Here is a 16,814-nt window from a genome sequence, read left to right on the forward strand (position 1 = left end):
AAATCTAACAGTTAATTTATCCTGTATAAAAGTTTTCGCTTTCAGTTTTTTCCTTTTCACTTTCAACTTTTTACTTTTTACTTTCTACTTTTCACTTTCTACTTTTCACTTCTTAAGGAACAGGATCATGGCCGTGACTTCCCCATGGATGGCACCTGCCAATTCGTTTAAGCGTTAGCCAACCACCTTTAAAAGCACCATGTTTTTTGATGGCTTCTATTCCGTACTGAGAACAAGTGGGCGTAAACCTACATGAACTACCTAAAAGTGGAGAAATAGCGTATTGATAAATCTTGATGATCGCTAAAAACAAAAAACCAATAAGCTGTTGAAAAAGGCGTATCATTTGATTACCTGATTTAAACATTCAACAAACATAAGGTTTAATTTTTTCTCAAGAAAAGAAGAATCATGCGCCTGGTTACCAACATAGTTTATTGCTAAAACAAGTTTGGTGTTGTGGGCTACAAGTGCTTGATAAAAGTGTTGTTCTTTATTTAAACGATAAGCTTCTTTGATGCGCCTTCTGATTAAATTACGATCAACGCTACGTTTAAATCTTTTCTTGGGCACAGCGATAACTACTTGCGCAGGAAAAAGCTGATCTAGGTTTGGAGACCTTAGCCAAGTAACCCGATAAGGGTATAATAAAAAAGAAGAACCGTTTTTAAAAAGCTCATCTAAGAGTTTTTTACTATATAACCGTTCTTCTTTTTGAAAATTGTATATTTTGGATGCCATTACCGACTTTTAAATCTTTAAACACCGGCTAACTATCAAATTATTGATAATTAAAAGCAATCAAAATTATGCTTTATGACGACGTTCGTCTGATACGGTTAGTCTTTTTCTGCCTTTTGCTCTTCTAGAAGCTAATACTCTTCTACCGTTAGCAGTAGACATTCTTTCTCTGAATCCGTGTTTATTTCTTCTTTTTCTTTGAGAAGGCTGGAATGTTCTTTTCATGATGTTATATTGTAAATCTCTCTTTTAAAATCAAGAGTGCAAATATAGGGTTGTTATTTTAAAAAAGCAATGATTAAATAAAAAAATCAATCTTTATTTAATCATTGCTAAAGATCAACCAGCTTACTTGTTTTTCAATAAATCTCTGATTTCTGCAAGTAACACTTCTTCTTTGGTTGGAGCTGGTGGCGCAACTGGCGCAGCAACTTCTTTCTTTTTTAACGAGTTAATGCCTTTGATAAGCATAAACAACACTAAAGCAACAATTACAAAACTGATTATTGCTGATAAAAAGCTACCGTATTTAACCGTTCCAAAAATAGTGAGTTCTTCAATATTTGTTAAATGTGCAGCATCTAAAGCTGGCTTTAGCAATAATGGCGTAACAATATCCTCAATAAATGAGTTAATTATTTTACTAAAAGCTGCTCCAATAACAACTGCAACAGCCAAATCTACCACATTCCCTTTTACGGCGAATTCTTTAAACTCTTTTACAAATCCCATAATTTTATATTTTTTAGAATATCCAAGTTAATAAATTGAAATATTAAATGTTAAAAAAAATTAATTATTTTTAAGAAAATTGGTTTGAAAATTGATAACGCCAATGCTCTAGCTTTTTTTAACTTTGGATTTAACTTACATTTATACATGCTAAAACAGAACCTTCAACAAAAACTTTTACAAAAACTTTCGCCACAGCAAATACAGTTCATCAAACTGTTGCAAGTTCCAACCGTATCATTAGACAGTCGGATTAAAGAAGAATTGGAGGAAAATCCGGCGCTGGAAGACCTAAGTCTTGCCGACATGAATGAGCCTGTGGAGGAATATCCTGATAAAGACCCTGACGATGATGTTAGAACCGAAAGCAAGGATGAGATGACCGATGAGTTTAATGTTGATGATTATTTACAGGACGACAACATTAATGACTACGGGAGCAGATATGATAATAATGACGATGAAGACGACAAAAAAGAACTTCCGTACGCAGTAACAAATACATTTTTCGAGAATTTACAAGCGCAATTAGACTTGGTGAATTTAGAAGACAAAGAATACATGATTGCCCAACAAGTAATTGGCAGTTTAGATGATGATGGTTATTTACGCAGAGCGGTACCATCGTTAATTGACGACTTGGCATTTTCTCAGAACATTTTTGCAGAAGAAGATGAAGTTGAAGAAATGCTGAAGGTGATCCAAACTTTTGATCCGGCAGGTATTGGTGCAAGAGACCTGCAAGAATGCTTGTTGATTCAGTTACGAAAAAAAGACAGCAGCAACCCAACTATTAAAAAAGCAATAGCAGTTGTTGAAGACCACTTAGATGAATTTACAAAAAAGCATTACGATAAATTAGAAAAATCGTTAGGCATCAATTCTGATGAGTTAAAAGAAATTGTAGGTGAAATTTTAAAGCTTAACCCTAAACCAGGTGATTCTGGCGCATCTAATGTGAAACAGATGCAGGTTATTCCTGATTTTCACATCGCCAAGAATGAAGGTGTTTTGATTCTGACGCTAAACTCAAAAAACGCACCGGAGTTAAGGGTCAGCAAATCATACCAGGAGATGTTTCAGCACTATGAAAAAACATCAGACAAGGACAAGAAATTAAAAGAGGCGGTACAATTTGTAAAACAGAAATTAGATTCGGCAAAGTGGTTTATTGACGCCATTAAACAAAGACAGCAAACATTGTTAAAAACAATGAATGCAATTATGAACTACCAATACGAGTTCTTTTTGTCTGATGGTGATGAGCGCAATCTTAGACCAATGATTTTAAAAGATATCGCTGACCGTATTGGGATGGATATTTCAACAGTATCAAGGGTGGCTAACTCTAAATACGTACAAACAGAATTTGGTACATTCTTATTAAAATCTTTTTTCTCTGAAGCGATACAGACCGACAGCGGAGAAGAAGTTTCTAATAAAGAGGTTAAAATGATTTTGGAGGAATGTATTGGCAAAGAAGACAAACACAAACCTTTGGCCGATGAAAAATTAACCGAAATATTGCGAGATAAAGGTTATAACATTGCCCGGCGAACGGTCGCTAAATACCGAGAGCAACTGGGCATTCCTGTTGCTAGATTAAGAAAAGAACTTTAAAAGAAAAGGCTGAAAGAAATTTCAGCCTTTTTAAGTTATTTCACTAATAATCAAGATAGATTTATAGGAAGAATTTCGACAAGTATTTATCCAGAAATCGCATTAATAATATCGTACTGCGTAATAATCTCAATTTTACCAGTAACATCCTCCACCAGCACCGCACAATTGTCTTTATTGATTAAACCCGATATTTTGTCGATAGAGGCGTTTAGATCAACGAATGGAAAAGGATTGGTTTGGATGCTTACTACTTTTGCGGATTTTACTGATGGGTTTTCTAACAAGGCATTTAGTACATCCGTTTCGGTAATTTTACCTACAATCATCCCTTTTTGCATAACGGGAATTTGGGAAACATGCAGGGCTTTCATAATATTGATCGCTTCCAGCACTGTTTTCTCACTATCAATCGCAATCATCTCTTGGGGCTTACGCTTTGTTAAAATAGACTTAGCTGTGAGTTTGTTGTCTTCTAAAAAACCACGCTCACGCAACCAATCATCGTTAAACATTTTACCCATGTAACGTGTACCATGGTCATGAAAAATAACCACAACCACGTCGTCTTTTTTCAATTCGCTTTTAAGCTGTAATAATCCAGCAATGGCAGCCCCAGCGGAGTTACCCACAAAAATCCCTTCTTTGCGAGCAATCTCACGAGTCATTAATGCGGCATCTTTATCGGTTACTTTCTCAAACCGATCTATCAGGTCAAAGTTTACGTTTTTGGGTAAAAAATCTTCCCCGATGCCCTCCGTAATATATGGGTATATTTCTTTTTTATCTAAAATCCCGGTTTCTTTGTACTTTTTAAATACGGAACCATAAGTATCGATGCCCCAGATTTTAATAGCTGGATTTTGTTCTTTTAGGTATTTAGCGGTTCCCGAAATTGTTCCACCTGTACCTACTCCTACCACCAAATGGGTAATCTTCCCTTCTGTTTGTGTCCAGATTTCGGGACCTGTCTGCTCATAATGGGCTAAAGAATTCGCTGGATTATCGTATTGATTAGGTTTCCAAGAATTCGGATTCTCTTGCTCTAAACGTGTAGAAACAGAATAATACGACCTCGGGTCTTCTGGATCTACATCTGTGGGGCAAACAATTACCTCTGCTCCAAAAGCTCTTAAAGCATCCATTTTTTCTTTGGATTGTTTATCGGTGGTGGTAAAAATACATTTGTAGCCTTTTATTACGGCAGCAATCGCTAAACCCATCCCGGTATTCCCGGAAGTACCTTCAATGATCGTTCCACCAGGCTTAAGTTTTCCTTCTTTTTCGGCAACCTCAATCATTTTGATTGCCATACGGTCTTTTATTGAGTTCCCTGGGTTAAAGGTTTCTATTTTAGCCAGAATGGTGGCGTCAACACCTTCCACCAACTTATTAAGCTTTACCAAAGGTGTATTACCGATTGTTTCTAAAATATTATTGTACCACATAAGGTAAAGTTAAACATCTTATGGTTTGGGGGATACCCAAAAGAGAAATAAAAATAAATCGTTACGATTATGACAACCAGTTATGCTTCAATATTTGCCAGCGATTTACTGCATACTGTTATTGGCTTTTAGCTTTCAACCGCCACCAACATTCATAAAATGAATATAAAACAAAAAAGCCATCCCGAAAAACGGAATGGCTCTTTGTAAAGAAAATCTAAAATTAGATAGACTTAATGATATCTCTTAAACCTAAAGCTTTGATAATCGCTCTGTATCTGTTAATATCTTTTTTGAAAAGGTAAGCTAATAAAGCTCTTCTTTTACCAACTAGTTTTTGTAGTGCTAATTGTGTAGAAAAATCTTTTTTGTTTTTCTTTAAGTGACCAGTTAAATGCGCAATTCTGTAAGTGAATAATGCTACCTGACCTTCAGCAGAACCTGTGTTTGTTGCTACTTCTCCGTGTTGTGCGAAGATTTCTTTCTTCTTTTCTGTACTTAAATACATTCTTGAATAATATTAAAGTTGTTAAAATTTATTTTTTAACAGGTCGCAAATGTAAGCTTATTTATTTATTATTCAAACAATTAATCAGCAAAGTTGTGGATATCCAAAGTCCAATCATAAGTACCGTAATCTATCGACGGATTGCTATCTTCTGGAATTAATTGAAATGCTTTCAAAATTTCCTTGGTTCCAGATTTCCCACCAAAATCCCCTCTAAACCAACTGGTGAGCGTAGAGGTGCTAACCGCGTTCTTGTTTTTATCATATTTTGTGTGCGTAGTCAAATAAGACTTCGCTGCGTTTTGCAACTGACTGTTAACCGTTTTCGCTTTGTAAACGCGTACTGGAGGACAACTTTTTGCACCACAATTGATCGCAAAGTGAATTCTATAATCGCGGTGTTTAACACAAAGACGACGTTCAAAACTTGGCGGAAAAATTTTTCCAACGTAGCCCAAGCCAAATTTATATTGCGATTTTCTGATCATACCGTTTTCAATATCATCAAAGCTCAATGTATTACCTGCGATGGTAATCTGCTTTTTTGTAAAAAACGTCCCCCTATCCTTAAACTGGTCTTTATCCTTTTTTAAAATATCGATAATATAACCGTTGTAAACATTTAGCCAGAACGCTTTGCGTTGTTCATCAAGCTTTAAGGTTTCGTTTAATTCAGCTTCATCTACCTTTGCAAGCATACTTTGTATAGCAGTTACGCTTTTGTTGGTTTTTAAATTATTAACTAAATCTTCTGAAAGCTTGTTATACTTTGTAGTTTCAATAGGCTTATCACTTTCTTTTGGTCTTTTAATGCCACAGCTACCTAAGCTGGTAACAATCAGTAAAAGGGCTAATATTTTCATTGATTTTTTTATTTGTATAAATCTCATTTGCTTAAAGCAACGTAATTTATTTTAACTTGGTTTTTATTCCTTTTTTTTTGAGCGATAGATGAGCACAGATTCAACAATGTTATTAAGTATAATTATCCCAACCTATAACGAGGGTGCTAACATTCAAAAGCTCATCCATCAGTTACAAAAACCTGCCCACAAAAATGTAGAAATCATTGTTTGTGACGGCGGAAGTACCGACAACACCGAAGAGCAAGCAAGTGCTTTAAATATAGCATTTTACACATCGCCAAAGAAAGGTCGGGCACAACAATTAAATTACGGTGCCAGCAAAAGCAAAGGTAGTGTATTGTATTTTGTCCATGCGGACACCTTACCACCCACCACCTATTTAGAAGATATTGAAAATGCGATTAACGAAGGTTTCTCGATTGGCTGTTATCGCTTTCAATTTGATTCAGATAAACAAATACTAAAGTTTAATGCTTATTGTACTCGGTTTGATCGGCTAATGTGCAGAGGTGGAGACCAGTCTCTGTTTATTACTAAAAATCTGTTTGCCAAATTAAATGGCTACTGCGAGCTCCATAAAATAATGGAAGATTACGATATCATTACTAGAGCGAGGAAAATAGAGAAATTTAAGATTATCCCTAAAAATGTAATCGTGTCTGCCCGCAAGTATGATTACAACAGCTATTTAAAAGTCAATTTGGCAAACCTACTTGCATTTGTAATGTACTACGCAAAGGTGGATCACAATTGGATTATCCGGGTTTATAAAAAGCTATTGAACCATCCCAACAGCGAAATGAAATACTAGTTTATGAGAAAAAAGATTTGTGGCATACAGCAGGTTGGAATAGGATGCGGAGACATTCAGGAAGCATGGAAGTGGTACCGTAAGTATTTTAAAATGGATGTTCCCGTTTTTGAAGATTTAGCCGAAGCCACTTTGATGACAAAATATACAGGTAACAAAGTCCATAAACGACATGCTATTTTAGCGATGAATATGCAGGGCGGTGCAGGTTTTGAGCTTTGGCAATTTACAAACCGCAAGCCAGCTAAATCTGCTGTGGAACTAAAACTGGGAGATTATGGCATCAACATTATTAAAATTAAAGCAAAAGACGTTGCAAAAACCTACGAGTTTTTTAAATCAGAAAATCTAAACCTTAAAAGTAATCTGGTAAAATCCCCAGAAGGGAAACTGCATTTTTACGTAGCAGATCCATATCAAAATTTATTTGAAATTATAGGCAGTGAGGATTGGTTTAACCGTGACCAGAATCTTACTGGTGGCGTTTGCGGATTGGCTATCGGAGTTTCTGACTTGGATGCCTCATTAAAACTGTATAAAGACATTTTAGGCTACAACGAGATCGTTCATGATAATACAGCGACTTTTGAAGATTTAGCTCAAATTAATGGTGGCAAAACAGAATTTAGAAGAGTTTTACTGCGACATTCGGAAGCTAAATCTGGCGGTTTTAGTAAGCTTTTTGGCGCTACAGAAATTGAACTGATTGAAAGAATTGATAAACAAGGCGTAAAGGTTTACAAAAACAGGTATTGGGGCGATTTAGGCTTTATCCATGTTTGCTTTGATGTAATAGGAATGAATTTGCTGAAGCAGGAATGTGCAGATGCTGGGTTTAATTTTACGGTTGATAGCGGGGACAGCTTTGGAATGGGTAAAGCGGCTGGGCATTTCTCTTATATTGAAGATCCAGATGGTACTTTGATCGAGTTTGTAGAAACGCACAAAGTGCCCATCTTAAAAAAACTGGGTATCTATTTGAATATGAAAAAGAGAAATCCAGACAAAAACCTTCCCGATTGGCTGGTTAAACTATTGGCTTTAGCGAGGGTTAAAGACTAAATTCCGATACAATTTGCCCCCTAGTTTCTTTTAGTTTATCGACCTGCGTTTGCTGGGTTAGTTTACGCTTTTGCTTTTCAAACAAATTAAAATCCGAAAAAATATGGTAATAGCAGTACATTAAGCTTAGCACAATTATGAGCGTAAGCAGATAGTTCTGGAAAGCCAAATTCAACAGCGCACTAACCGTTAAAATATAAATGAGATATATAAACAAAGACAAAACCATCCTTACTGAACTTTTAAACTGCTCCTCCCTAATTTTTGTATTTACAATGTTTTCTAGAAAAACAACTGGTAAGCTGTTTAAAAAAAATCCAGAAATATAAAAAGGGAAAAGTAATATGATTTTTAAGATAGGGATTTGTTTTGCTATAATAGCTTCATCTGTTAATCTTTCGCTTTTCAATAGCTCAAAATACGCCTCCGTTCGGTTTTTCAAATTTTCAAACTTTAACGCATTATTGATTTTGAGTTGACTTAACCTTTCGCTCAATTTTACTTGTTTGCTTACAAATTCAATATCCGTTAAAACAACCGAATTTCTTTGCATGAGTAGTACGCTTTCAAAAAAAGTATCATCCGTTTCATCTGGAATATAAACCATGTGTTGCCTTAAAGCATCGTGAGTTTTCTTCATCAGTAGCTTATTAAAATCAAATTCATTCTCACCAGTTGAGCGCTTGATTTCTTCTACGGAAATGGGCTTTAAAAAACTCAAACTCACATCCGTATTAAATTCCGTGGGTTGGCTATAGTTTATGGCAACTGGCATAACCTGTAAATTAGGTAGGGAAGAATTAAAAGCCAAATGGACAAAACCTGTTTTAAAAGCCCGTAATCTCTTTTCTACAATGCAGTTCCCTTCCGGAAAAATCACAATGGCACCATTGTTTTCCAATATTTTCCTGCATTTCAGAAAAATACTATCGTTGTTTTTCAAAGCCTCCCTCCCATCCCTAATCCTATAAATCGGCATCATATTCAATCTACCAAAAAACCATCGCTTAAAAGGTGTATCGAACACATCGGCTCTGACCAAAAAATGTAAGGTGCGTTTGCTATTTATTGCAATCAATATGGCATCCATAAAAGAATTACCATGGTTTGCGCAGATAATTAAAGGATTTTTAAAGTCGAAATTTTCGGGGTGGTATATTCGTGTTTTTTTAAAATAGAAGAAACAGGTGAGTTTTATGAGGTAGTAAAACAGTCGGTATATCATATTTGAATAAAGCTTAAAGCTAATAATTCTTTTGCGATCGCTAAAGGAAAAGCTTGTAAGTAGATCGCCGCCAAGCGTTATTTATTATTACACCAAATATATTTGTTGACTGCCCAATTTTGGTGGATAAAAAGCCACGAAATCACATGGTTTTTATGTAAGATAGGCTGCTTTTTTAAGCTACCCGAGCCCTTTTCCTAGACCATGCGCAGAAAGTTCACTTTAACTGAAATTGATTCCTCTGATCTTAGAAACTAAAGCAAAAAAAAGTTCCAATAGAATTTTTTTTTAACTCAATTAATAAGTCATTAAACTATTGAGTTTACAATAATCACTTGGAGCAATTAGAAATTATTTTGGAAATTGTTTTAATAAATCAGCCCCTTCTTTACTTCCCAAATCCGCTGCCGATTGCCAATCTTGCCTCGCCAATTCAAACTTGCCAATTTTATGATAAACTAAACCTCTATTCAGGTAATTTTTAGCATTCTTATTTTGGACTTTTATCAACGATGCAAAGGTCTCTAATGCACTTTCATCATCATTTAGCAAACTTCTGATAATACTTATATTAAATAAAGCGTCGATATTTGACGGATTATCTTTCAACAAAATCAAATAGTTTTCCTGTGCAACCTTAAAGTCACCCAACTCGTAATAAACATGCGCTAAATTATATCTTGCAAAGCTTAAAGATGGATTTATGTCTAACAAACTATTTAAATCTTCTAGTGCCCCCTTAAAATCTTGCTTGTCCATTTTTTTAGAAGCCGCATCGTACAACGCAGAAGTTTTAACACTTGATTCATCGCCTGACTTATCTTTTTGACCCCCATTTTTTTCCTGGGCAAAACAAAATCCAGACACCAATAAAAACAATGTTAAAATTCTAATCTTCATAACACAAACCTTTTTAACCTTTATACTCAAAACTAATCTAAAAGTTTAATTTATTTTTAAAAATATCGAAAAGCAAAAAAAGCCAAATACTTAATAATGGTATTAATTATTTAACCTGTAACTCAAAACAACTTACGGTATAAATTTAACACCATTAAAAAATCAACTGTTATGAGATAGCCTATCCTAAGCAATTATTTTTTAATTTCGTCACAGTTTTAAACTTCTGCTTTCTGATGACAAAGAGTCAAATACGTTCTTATTTTCAAAAATTGAATGATTTAAATGAGGAACAAAAACTCTATTTAGAAATACATGCAAAAAGATTTGAGATTATTTTAAACTGGTCAAACAATAAAAATTTTAGTTCGGTATTGGATATTGGTCCGTCTTTTTTGAGCGAATTATTATTCGCCAGATTCAATGAAAAGCTTTCCATAATGGGCTTTAATGCAACGGAAAGTTTGGGCGGACATTTAGCCAGTCCTAATATTTTCAAACAGGCAAATTTTATCCAGCAGGATTTAAACTTTTTAGATGCAAAAATGCTCCATCAGAAATTTGACCTGATTGTTTGTGCCGAAGTAATTGAACATCTTTACACCTCTCCAAAATGCCTAATTCAGCAACTTTCTCAAATGCTAAACGCTGATGGTTATTTACTTATACAAACGCCAAATGCTGTTTCATTGCGGAAAAGACTTTCATTTCTGACAGGAAAAAATCCGTTTGAAATCCCTAGAGAAAACCTAAAAAATCCAGGTCATTATCGGGAGTATACCGCAAAAGAACTCAAACAATTGGCAGCACAAAGCGGTTTTACAGTAGAAAAACTGATTTTGGACGAATATTTTGAGTATCCATCTACCATCTCGAGAATATACAGAACGTTTAAAAACATTATTCCCCCTACTTTAAGAAGTGGCATTACTATCATACTGAAGAAAGAGCCTCATCCTCAGTCCTTCTCCGAAGGAGAAGGAAGCGTAGGAGAAGAAACGGCGGAAAGAGAAGCGTAAGAAAACAAAGTGTGGGGAGCGCCGAAGTGTTTATGAAAATATAAATTGAAATAAAAAATGACCGACAAAAAATATTCCAGATTTACCACCAACCATAAAGTTCGTCCGGATGATATTGACATGTTTAACCATGTGCACAATAGTATTTATTTAGATTATGTTTTGGCAGCCCGTTATGAGCAGATGGAGCTTTTTTACGGCATGTCTATGGAAGAGTTTTTAGGGATGGGCTACGGATGGGTGGTAAAAAGCGTTCAGATAGATTACAAAAGACCTTTAGGTTTGGGTGATCATTTTTCGGTAGAAACAGGCATCATTGAAATTAACAGAAAAGGTTGTCGCGTTACTTTTGACATCATCAATCTTAAAACAAAAAAAACCAGCACAAGTGGCTGGTTTGATTTTGTAATGATTGACTTAAAAACCGGAAAAGGTGTAGAAGTTAGCGAGGAAATGGTGAGGCTTTATAGTATTTGAAAAGCCTCACCCCAGCCCTATCCGAAGGAGAGGGAGCTACTTGCTAACGGTAATGAATAAATTAATTTTGAAGGGGTGAATGAAGAACTCACTGCTGATTGTTCATTACTGACTAATTCCTAATGATTAAAGAGTAGAATTTTGGAGGAGTGAATGAATAACTCAGTATTGACCGTTCACTAATGAACTCTTTCTACTAACGACTAACCACTTAACTAACTAAAAACCAACTAAAAACTAACTAACTAAAAACTAACCATCTAACAAAAGACGACCTAACCACCTACCAACGCATCCTCAATCAATAAACTATAAAACTCTGTCATTGTCATTCCGGTTGCTTTTACCTGTTGTGGAATTAAACTTGCTGCCGATTGCCCAGGAACGGTATTTATCTCAATAAAGTAGAAATCATCGGTAAAATCCTGTAAAATAAAATCTACCCTAACCACTCCTTTACAATTCAGTTTTGCAAAAACGTTTCTTACAATTTCGCTTATTTTCTCAGTTTGCTCAGCTGAAAGATCAGCTGGTGTAATTTCTTCGGTAACGCCTTTTGTGTACTTTGCTTCGTAATCAAAAAATTCTTTAGATGACTTAATCTCCGTCACCGGCAAAACAACTACTTCGCCCTTCGCTTTATAAATCCCGACAGTAAACTCCCTACCGTTTATAAACTCCTCTACCAAAATCTGCGAATCCTCTGCGAAAGCTTTATCCAATGCGCCTTTTAAATCCTCCCATTTATTCACTCTAGACATGCCAATACTACTACCGCCGTTGTTGGGCTTGATAAAAAGAGGTAGTTTTAGCTGGCTTTGAATCTCTTGTTCAATGGTTAAATTATTGGTAAAAAGCTGTAAAGAAGAAGCGACATTTAAGTTACTGATACCAGAAACGACCGCTTTGGTATAACCTTTATTCATCGTAAGTGCCGATGTTGTGGCATCGCAAGTGGTATAAGGAATTTTCAATAGATCAAAATAACCTTGTAGTTTACCGTCCTCGCCTGGCGAACCATGAATGATGATAAACACGATATCAAAAGTTATTTTTCCGGATGCGGTAACAATGCTAAAATCATTTTTATCGATAATAGATTTCTCTCCGTTTTCTGCCTGGTAATACCATTCCTCCTGTGTAAATATAATTTTGTAAACGTTGTACAAATCATAATCTAACACCGATTCAATTTGCTGTGCACTGTTTAAAGAAACTACGGATTCGCCTGTGTAACCTCCCGCCAATAAGGCTATGTTCTTTTTCATTTTTTGAGCTATTTAAATATGTTTTGGTTGCTAATAAATATTTTGTTGAGTGAAAAACATCCCCAAAAATTAAACGTTTAATTTACCGTTCAAATATAAATTTAATGTTTAAAGTAACGCTTATTAACACATTTAATTCGGTCAAATTCTTTAATTTTGGCTAAGTTTGAAAAAATAAACAAAGCCCTTAAATGAGTAGATTTTTTAAATATTTAGCTAGTCCAGAATTTAGAAAACAGGCAATCATCGCCTTTACGGTGATTGTGGTACTCGTTTTTACCCTTTTTATAAGTTTAAGGTTTTATACTCGCCACGGCGAAGGCAGACCTGTTCCAAATTTTAAAGGCTTAAATATCGAAAAGGCCGTTGAAATTTTAGAACAAGAAGGTTTTAGGTATCAGGTAGATTCGGTTTTTATATTAGACAAACCAGCAGGCTTGGTAACCGAACAAGACCCAGATGCAGGTACAAATGTAAAAGACAACCGTATGATTTATTTAACGATTGTTAGCTCGCAAACACCTGATGTGGTTTTTCCTGATATTACAGATAAAACTTTTATTGAAGTTAGGGCAATGCTTACCAATTATGGATTAAAATTGGGCGATACCACTTACCAGTCTGACATTGCTAAAGATGCAGTTTTATCTTTTTCATATGCAGGTCAAAAACTTAGGGTTGGACAAAAAATACCGAAAGGATCAAGAATTGATTTGGTATTGGGCGATGGATTTGGCGCAAGCGAAGTGGAACTACCGAATTTAGTAGGTTTAACGCTTAGTGAGGCTATGTTTTCAATCAAAGGAGCTTCCTTATCTGTGGGTGAATTGAGTTATGAGGGCGTGGTTAGAGACTCTTCAAACGCCATCATCAAGCATCAATACCCATCTTACACGCCAGACTCTTTAAATAAAATTAGTATTGGTACAAAAATTAACTTGGTATTATCAAACGATTAAAAATGCAAGATATAGAAGTTGAAGAATTTGCCGAACTGATCAAACATCCGCTTTATGTACAGCTGATAGATGTTAGAGAAAATTTAGAATTCCATACTTTCAATGTGGGTGGCAAAAACATTCCTTTAGGGCAACTACCGCAATTAATTGCTGATGAAGATTTGGAATTAGACACAGCGCAACCCATCATTGTGATCTGCCAAAGAGGTTTAAGAAGCAAAACTGCAAAACAAATTTTGGTAAATGCTGGCTATTTAAATACAAGAAACCTAATTGGTGGCTTGTTGAAATTACAAAGAATTACATCCGACTTATAAAACACATTTATACATCTAATGGCTAATAAATTAACAAAAGGAAGCACCGTTGCGATCATATTACTGCTCATTTTAGTAGTTACAGGCTTGGCAATTATCCCCAAGCTTTACAAAAAGTATTTAAAAGATAACACCAACGTTGAGCAAAAGACTTACTTATACATCCCAACAGATGCTTCATTTCAGCAAGTAAAAGATTCTATTGCAAAAAACAACTTACTGATTGATAGCAGTACGTTTTACAGTTTAGCAAAAGACAGAGCGTACAGTTCCAAAATCAAATCGGGAAAATATCCTTTTAAAAAGGGAATGAACAACCGTGAGGTGCTGAACATGCTAATTGCGGGGAACCAAGAAGCAGTGAAAATTGCTTTCAGAAACGTTCGTTTAAAAACCAGTTTGGTGGCTATGGTGTCAAAAAAACTGGAGTTTGATTCTTTATCATTGATTAACCTTTTAGATTCGGGCGCTTATGTAAAAACTTACGGTTTTAATACAGACAACATTTACACAATGTTTATCCCAAATTCTTACGAAATGTATTGGGACTTGAGCGCTAAGGATTTCTTTGAAAGGATGAACAAAGAATATACAAAATTCTGGAATGCAGAACGCTTACAAAAAGCTGGGGCGTTAAATCTTAGTCCGCAGGAAATTACTATTCTGGCTTCCATTGTAGATAGCGAAGCGCTGATGGATAACGAAATGCCAACCATCGCGGGTTTGTATTTAAACCGTTTGCACAAGGGCATTAAATTAGAAGCAGATCCAACTGTGATTTTCGCTAATAACGATTTCACCATCCGTAGGGTTTTAAACAGGCATTTAACTAAAGATTCACCCTATAATACTTATAGAAATAAAGGTTTACCTCCAGGACCAATCACCATGCCTTCTATAAAAGCTATAGACGCTGTTTTGAGCCCTAAAACCCACGATTATATTTACATGTGTGCTAAGGAAGATTTCTCTGGCTATCATAACTTTGCTTCAACTTTATCAGCACATTTAGTAAATGCCCGGAGATTTCAGCAAGCCTTAAATCAAAGAAATATAAAGAAATAGCATGTTTAGCTTCGAAACAAAAATTAGGATTAGATATGCCGATACCGACCAAATGGGTTATATGTACTATGGTAATTATGCTACCATGTATGAAGTTGCCCGTACCGAAATGCTGAGAAGTTTGGGCATGTCTTACAGGTCTATGGAAGAAGCCGGCGTGATGATGCCTGTTTTAGAATTAAAATGCAAATACATTAAGCCTGCGCTTTACGATGATTTAATCAGGATCAAGGTGATTATAGACGAAAAACCAAGAGCCAGAATTGTTTTTAAGTATGAGCTTTACAACGAAAACGAAGTGTTGATTAATTTGGGAGAAACCACCTTGGTATTCGTAAATATTGAAAAGAACAAGCCATGTATGGCACCTAAAAACTTCATGAACGCTATTGAAAGTTATTTTTCATAAATTAGATTGATGCAGTGGCTACACAAGTTCCTTTTACGCTTTAGGTTTTACCGTACTTTTATAGCATGGTCAAAACATATTGTACTACCTGGTTTTAGTCCGCTCCCCTTATACACCGTTGCCGTTTTCTTTTTTCAGGAGATACAAAAGGACTCTTTATTAAATAAAGCTTCATCGCTGGCCTACAACTTTATGATGGCGCTTTTTCCGTCCATTATTTTCCTTTTCACTTTAATCCCTTACATTCCCATCAGCAATTTCCAAAACCAGCTGATGGCAATTATTGCCTTGCTTTTGCCAGAGAATGCTTATTTGGCTTTTGAATCTACTTTGGAGGATATCGTAAAAAACCAGAATGGTAAATTGCTCTCCTTAGGTTTTATATTGGCTTTGGTTTTTGCAACCAACGGAATCAATACATTGATGCAGGCTTTCAATAAATCGTCGTTAATTGTAGAAACCCGTACTTTTCTTAAACAAAGGTACGTCGCGTTAAACCTCACCTTACTCACCGCTTTTTCTTTAATTATTGGCGTTTCTGTAATGGTAATCGGCGAATTTGTAATTACGTTTGTACGCAACGAACTTCACTTTGCCGACGGTGCTTTTTGGATTTATTTGATTATGATTAGCCGTTGGGCGATTATTATAATCGTTTATTTTGTTACCACCTCTTTGTTGTACAGATACGGCCCAGCAAATTCAAAAAAATGGAAATTTTTTAGCGCAGGATCTTTGTTGGCTACTGTTTTGGCAGTCCTCACTTCCTTCGGTTTCACATTTTACATCAACAATTTTGGAACTTACAACAAGCTTTACGGCTCTATTGGAACATTACTGGTGGTTATGATTTGGCTTTACCTCAACTCCCTGATTTTATTGATTGGTTTTGAGTTAAATGCGAGTTTAGATTTATCTAAAAGGAGCATCAAACTAGTAGTACCACCTAAAAAGAATGCTTTTAGATCCTAGACTTAAAGATTTAATTTGCGTTGAGCTTTAGCGCATCGTAATCTGTACAATTGATTTTTTGGCTAAAGCCCGATGAAAACTATCCATTTAAAACGGGATGAAGCCCAATGTCATTATTTAAACGGTTTTTCTCTTCAGGCCGTCAGGTCGAGGATACAAGACATCTCACTTTCAGGGTTTCCATGCTAACAGGACACCTATTTGTGAGATGTTTCACTATCGTTCAACATGACGCCCGCCTTAACTTAACTGCATTGGGCTAAAGCCCATTTCTATTGATCTTCGAAAAATTAATACCCGAACTTAGTTATTATAAGCGCTTACATTCGTCCGGTTAACTTTACTTGCGAGATGCTTCCAACCGTCAGCATGGCGAAAAAACAAAAAGCTCCGCTAGAAATAAATCTAGCAGAGC

General features: G+C 35.6%; 20 protein-coding genes. 10 read left to right on the top strand and 10 right to left on the bottom strand.

Annotated elements, in window-relative coordinates:
- Nucleotides 1–112 precede the first annotated feature (112 nt).
- From yidD to mscL, 4 genes are all read right to left on the bottom strand, one after another.
- Complete coding sequence (yidD, locus tag B176_RS0109770) at nt 113–346, bottom strand: membrane protein insertion efficiency factor YidD (protein WP_040540378.1); 234 nt, start codon at nt 344–346, stop codon at nt 113–115.
- Nucleotides 343–741, bottom strand: coding sequence for a ribonuclease P protein component (locus tag B176_RS0109775; protein ID WP_017258625.1), 399 nt, complete (start codon nt 739–741; stop codon nt 343–345). Before B176_RS0109775 ends, yidD begins: the two co-directional genes overlap by 4 nt.
- A 66-nt stretch (nt 742–807) precedes the next feature.
- Nucleotides 808–966 carry a 50S ribosomal protein L34 gene (gene rpmH, locus B176_RS0109780; RefSeq protein WP_017258626.1) on the bottom strand — a complete coding sequence of 53 codons (159 nt, stop codon included), beginning with the start codon at nt 964–966 and terminating at the stop codon, nt 808–810.
- 123 nt (nt 967–1,089) lie between these two features.
- A complete protein-coding gene (gene mscL / locus B176_RS0109785; RefSeq protein ID WP_017258627.1) occupies nt 1,090–1,473 on the bottom strand; it encodes a large conductance mechanosensitive channel protein MscL in 384 nt (127 codons plus the stop codon).
- Nucleotides 1,474–1,620: 147 nt separating this feature from the next.
- On the opposite strand from mscL, the gene rpoN reads away from it, so the two are divergent.
- A complete protein-coding gene (rpoN, locus tag B176_RS0109790; protein WP_017258629.1) occupies nt 1,621–3,093 on the top strand; it encodes an RNA polymerase factor sigma-54 in 1,473 nt (490 codons plus the stop codon).
- Between the two features lie 86 nt (nt 3,094–3,179).
- Here rpoN and B176_RS0109795 read toward each other — a convergent pair whose 3' ends face one another.
- From B176_RS0109795 to B176_RS0109805, 3 genes are all read right to left on the bottom strand, one after another.
- The gene (locus B176_RS0109795; protein ID WP_017258630.1) at nt 3,180–4,541 is read right to left on the bottom strand and encodes a pyridoxal-phosphate dependent enzyme; all 1,362 of its coding nucleotides are present in this window, start codon (nt 4,539–4,541) and stop codon (nt 3,180–3,182) included.
- A gap of 223 nt (nt 4,542–4,764) precedes the next feature.
- Nucleotides 4,765–5,049 carry a 30S ribosomal protein S15 gene (gene rpsO, locus B176_RS0109800; RefSeq protein WP_017258631.1) on the bottom strand — a complete coding sequence of 95 codons (285 nt, stop codon included), beginning with the start codon at nt 5,047–5,049 and terminating at the stop codon, nt 4,765–4,767.
- Nucleotides 5,050–5,129: 80 nt separating this feature from the next.
- On the bottom strand, nt 5,130–5,912 hold the full coding sequence (locus tag B176_RS0109805; protein WP_017258632.1) for a DUF547 domain-containing protein: 783 nt from the start codon (nt 5,910–5,912) through the stop codon (nt 5,130–5,132).
- Nucleotides 5,913–6,000: 88 nt separating this feature from the next.
- Between B176_RS0109805 and B176_RS0109810 the strand changes: the two genes are divergently transcribed.
- Together B176_RS0109810 and B176_RS0109815 are read left to right on the top strand one after the other, a co-directional pair.
- Nucleotides 6,001–6,726 (top strand): TIGR04283 family arsenosugar biosynthesis glycosyltransferase, encoded by a 726-nt coding sequence (locus B176_RS0109810; RefSeq protein ID WP_017258633.1) that lies wholly within the window; start codon nt 6,001–6,003, stop codon nt 6,724–6,726.
- Nucleotides 6,727–6,729: 3 nt separating this feature from the next.
- Nucleotides 6,730–7,788: a VOC family protein gene (locus B176_RS0109815; protein ID WP_017258634.1), complete on the top strand. Its 1,059-nt coding sequence runs from the start codon at nt 6,730–6,732 to the stop codon at nt 7,786–7,788.
- On the opposite strand, the gene B176_RS0109820 is transcribed toward B176_RS0109815, so the two are convergent.
- Both B176_RS0109820 and B176_RS0109825 read right to left on the bottom strand, forming a co-directional pair.
- On the bottom strand, nt 7,778–9,013 hold the full coding sequence (locus B176_RS0109820; protein ID WP_083852703.1) for a 1-acyl-sn-glycerol-3-phosphate acyltransferase: 1,236 nt from the start codon (nt 9,011–9,013) through the stop codon (nt 7,778–7,780). The two genes, B176_RS0109815 and B176_RS0109820, sit on opposite strands and share 11 nt — an antisense overlap.
- A gap of 351 nt (nt 9,014–9,364) precedes the next feature.
- Nucleotides 9,365–9,913 carry a tetratricopeptide repeat protein gene (locus B176_RS0109825; RefSeq protein ID WP_017258636.1) on the bottom strand — a complete coding sequence of 183 codons (549 nt, stop codon included), beginning with the start codon at nt 9,911–9,913 and terminating at the stop codon, nt 9,365–9,367.
- Between the two features lie 236 nt (nt 9,914–10,149).
- Here B176_RS0109825 and B176_RS0109830 point away from each other — a divergent pair, with 236 nt between their 5' ends.
- Entirely contained in the window at nt 10,150–10,932 is a 783-nt protein-coding gene (locus B176_RS0109830) for a class I SAM-dependent methyltransferase (RefSeq protein ID WP_017258637.1), read from the top strand.
- 57 nt (nt 10,933–10,989) lie between these two features.
- Nucleotides 10,990–11,409: an acyl-CoA thioesterase gene (locus B176_RS0109835; RefSeq protein ID WP_017258638.1), complete on the top strand. Its 420-nt coding sequence runs from the start codon at nt 10,990–10,992 to the stop codon at nt 11,407–11,409.
- A gap of 275 nt (nt 11,410–11,684) precedes the next feature.
- Here B176_RS0109835 and B176_RS0109840 read toward each other — a convergent pair whose 3' ends face one another.
- Complete coding sequence (locus tag B176_RS0109840; RefSeq protein WP_017258639.1) at nt 11,685–12,677, bottom strand: D-alanine--D-alanine ligase; 993 nt, start codon at nt 12,675–12,677, stop codon at nt 11,685–11,687.
- 191 nt (nt 12,678–12,868) lie between these two features.
- On the opposite strand from B176_RS0109840, the gene B176_RS0109845 reads away from it, so the two are divergent.
- The 5 genes from B176_RS0109845 to B176_RS0109865 are packed head-to-tail and all read left to right on the top strand — an operon-like array spanning nt 12,869 to nt 16,399.
- Entirely contained in the window at nt 12,869–13,636 is a 768-nt protein-coding gene (locus tag B176_RS0109845) for a PASTA domain-containing protein (protein ID WP_017258640.1), read from the top strand.
- 2 nt (nt 13,637–13,638) lie between these two features.
- The gene (locus B176_RS0109850; protein WP_017258641.1) at nt 13,639–13,953 is read left to right on the top strand and encodes a rhodanese-like domain-containing protein; all 315 of its coding nucleotides are present in this window, start codon (nt 13,639–13,641) and stop codon (nt 13,951–13,953) included.
- An 18-nt stretch (nt 13,954–13,971) separates the two neighbouring features.
- Entirely contained in the window at nt 13,972–15,018 is a 1,047-nt protein-coding gene (gene mltG / locus B176_RS0109855) for an endolytic transglycosylase MltG (protein ID WP_017258642.1), read from the top strand.
- A 1-nt stretch (nt 15,019) separates the two neighbouring features.
- Nucleotides 15,020–15,427, top strand: coding sequence for an acyl-CoA thioesterase (locus tag B176_RS0109860; RefSeq protein WP_017258643.1), 408 nt, complete (start codon nt 15,020–15,022; stop codon nt 15,425–15,427).
- A gap of 9 nt (nt 15,428–15,436) precedes the next feature.
- The gene (locus B176_RS0109865) at nt 15,437–16,399 is read left to right on the top strand and encodes a YihY/virulence factor BrkB family protein (protein WP_017258644.1); all 963 of its coding nucleotides are present in this window, start codon (nt 15,437–15,439) and stop codon (nt 16,397–16,399) included.
- Nucleotides 16,400–16,814: the final 415 nt, after the last annotated feature.

Source organism: Pedobacter arcticus A12 (assembly GCF_000302595.1).
In the GTDB taxonomy this organism is placed as follows: Bacteria; Bacteroidota; Bacteroidia; order Sphingobacteriales; family Sphingobacteriaceae; genus Pseudopedobacter; species Pseudopedobacter arcticus.